At 60.8% G+C, this 2,229-nt stretch carries 2 protein-coding genes; both read left to right on the top strand.

The genetic code is table 11. The features are described from left to right. Positions 1 to 1,022 (top strand): tyrosine-type recombinase/integrase (locus L3X40_RS21615; protein ID WP_237367392.1); only part of this gene is annotated, 1,022 nt, incomplete at its 5' end. A 104-nt stretch (positions 1,023 to 1,126) separates the two neighbouring features. After that, a complete protein-coding gene (locus L3X40_RS21620; RefSeq protein WP_237367393.1) occupies positions 1,127 to 2,110 on the top strand; it encodes an aldo/keto reductase in 984 nt (327 codons plus the stop codon). Positions 2,111 to 2,229: the final 119 nt, after the last annotated feature.

Raw genomic sequence — 2,229 nt, forward strand, 5'->3', positions numbered from 1 at the left:
CCCGCTGGCCCGATCCCGAACGCGTGATCATTGACCGCTATGTCGCGAGCCTTGATCTGCGCAGCATGAAAAGCCGAACCTGTTATCGGCAGGTCTTGCATGGCTTCCAGGATGTCGCCGGACGTTACGAGGCACTCGATCAGGAGGTGCTGCTGGCCTGGCTACGAGAATCAGCCGTTCGCCGAGCGGCGTCCACGCTCTTGCACCGCACCCGCATCATTGACCGGTTCCTCGAACGCCTGGTGGAAATCGGCGCGATCGAACGCAATCCCGTCGTCGCTCTGCGCGATGAGTGCAATATCAAGCAGTGCATGCCGATCTGGCGGGCATTGGCGTCGCGGGATCCGGAACAGGCTCTTGCCGAACTGCGCCAGCCCAGGCCGTTCGGCAGCGTTCTGGGCGAAATGATGGCCGAGCATGTCACGATGGTGCGGCGCAGAGGATACAAATACACATCGCAGCCCCTGTTGCTCATGCGGTTCGACCGGTTCCTGCAGTTGCATCCCGGACAGGAAGCCGAACCGCTGAGCGCCATGATCGATCGATGGGCGGCAACGAATGTCACGCATCACCGCGCGGAGGAATGCGAAAAACTCAAGCGCGTCTTTGCGAAAATCCTTCGTCACCGCGACCCGTCAATGCCTGTGCGGCGACCGGACCCGAGACCGAGGAACGAGGCCGCCAAGCAATGGCGAAAGCCCCATATCTACTCGCCTGCCGACGTGCGACGAATGCTCGACGTCGCCCGCACCTACCCGTCGCCACGGGCACCGCTTCGCCCGCTGAGCATATACACCATGCTGTTGCTGGCTTATTGCGCGGGCTTGCGGCGCGGCGAGCTTGCCCGTCTCGATCTTGGTGACGTTGACCTGCAGGACGGTACGATAACCATCCGGCAGACCAAGTTCTTCAAGACCCGGATACTGCCGCTACCCGACAGTGTTGTAGTCGAGCTTCGACCTATTATCGGTGGAAGGCCAAGTTCGGCAGTCTCTAGGAGACCTGTGCGCGGGTCGGCCTAGACAGGGTGGCTGATCGCTGATTCTATGAGCTTTCCAAGCAGGAGAGCAGCGCGTATCATTCGATATGTGACACTCCCCGCCAAATGATGATCAGGACAATGCCGATGGATCAACGCTCATTAGGCCTCAGCGGCCTCCAAGTATCCGCACTCGGTTTGGGCTGCATGGGGCTGAGTTACGGGTATGGACCCGCTACAGAAAGTCGGGACGCCATTGCGCTCATTCGCGCAGCGGTCGAGCGCGGGGTCACCTTCTTCGATACGGCTGAAGCCTATGGCCCTGGCCACAACGAAGAGGTCGTCGGCGAGGCTTTGGAGCCGTTCCGCGGCCAAGTCGTGATCGCCACGAAGTTCGGCTTCAAGAACGGCGTGCCAGCGGATGGTCTCGACAGTCGGCCTGAACGTATCCGCCAAGTCGCCGACGAGGCCCTTCAACGGCTCCGCACGGACAGGATCGACCTTTTCTATCAGCACCGCGTCGACCCTGACGTGCCGATAGAGGAAGTCGCGGGAACGGTGAAGGAGCTGATCGAGGCGGGGAAGGTCGCCCACTTTGGCCTTTCTGAAGCAGGCGCGGACTCAATCCGCCGCGCCCATTCAGTCCAGCCGGTTTCTGCACTACAGAGCGAGTACTCAATGTGGTGGCGTGAGCCGGAGGCAGAGACTTTGCCGCTTCTGGAAGAGCTGGGAATCGGTTTCGTGCCATTCGGTCCGCTCGGGATGGGCTTCCTGACTGGAAAGATCGACGCCACTGCGACCTTTGGCGCGGGCGATTTCCGACAAATCGTGCCCCGCTTCACCCCCGACGCGCTGAAGGCGAATCAGACGCTCGTTGATCTTGTCGGGAGGATAGCCGCAGAGAAGCAGGCAACGCCCGCGCAGATCGCGCTGGCTTGGCTCCTAGCCCAGAAGCCATGGATCGTTCCGATCCCCGGGACCACCAAGCTTCACCGGCTGGAGGAGAATCTGGGCGGCGCATCTGTTGAGTTAACTGGCAGCGATCTCGCCAGCATCAACCAAGCGCTCGCAGCCATTGAAGTGCAAGGCGAGCGATATCCCGCCTCTCACGGCCGCTTCGTCAATCGCTGACCCGAACTTGAAGGAATGACTATGCCCACCACCCTGTCGTGAAGCTAGTCACCTGAATCCGAAGTTCGCTTCATTGTTTTCTGGCAGAAGCGTTTGACGGCGGCGAGGATCTCGTCGGC

This window comes from Rhizorhapis sp. SPR117, assembly GCF_021742065.1.

Bases quoted from the DNA above. Each gene is read 5' to 3' on its own strand.
- L3X40_RS21620 (WP_237367393.1), top strand. From the start codon at position 1,127: ATGGATCAACGCTCATTAGGCCTCAGCGGCCTCCAAGTATCCGCACTC.